Below are 454 nucleotides of genomic sequence, written 5' to 3'. Positions count from 1 at the left end.
GCCCGATATTGCTATGGCTCTCTGTGTTGAGCCTTCTCTTGATGGTCGTGTCATCGTTGGTGATGAAATAAAATTCGAGCAGATGGAGAATAAGATTGTTGGGCTGATGCTCCCGCATCATGCTTTCTATAACGTCTCTGAACCCTGTCTTATGGTCCAGAATTATACGCAGACGCCTGACACTGAACTCGGCAAAAAGGCTCTCGAACTCATTGAAGTTGTCTCTAAGCGACACCATCAGCAGGTTATCGAAAAACTCCAAAAAATTGGATGCGATGCTCTAACGGGGCGTAATCTGTTTGCGTTGCGTGGTTCGTGGGAGCTTGGCAACAGGGATATCAATGCGGTGGATGATTCCGCAAAAGCATATATGCTTGACACTTACACGATATCTCACATGGGTAGAGGTGGGGGTAGCGTCTTAGAAGATGGGATGCTGTCAAAGGTTCTCGAC

Annotated in this window: 1 protein-coding gene; it reads left to right on the top strand. The window is 47.1% G+C overall.

The features are described 5' to 3' along the window. Window positions 1-454: hypothetical protein (locus KP705_RS17650; RefSeq protein WP_215765221.1), on the top strand; the 454-nt coding region annotated here is incomplete at both ends.

The organism is Gluconobacter sp. P1D12_c (genome assembly GCF_018812105.1).
GTDB classification, from domain to species: domain Bacteria; phylum Pseudomonadota; class Alphaproteobacteria; order Acetobacterales; family Acetobacteraceae; genus Gluconobacter; species Gluconobacter oxydans_A.
The sequence above is the reverse complement of the archived record's forward strand: the minus strand, read 5'-3'. Positions and strand labels throughout refer to the sequence as shown.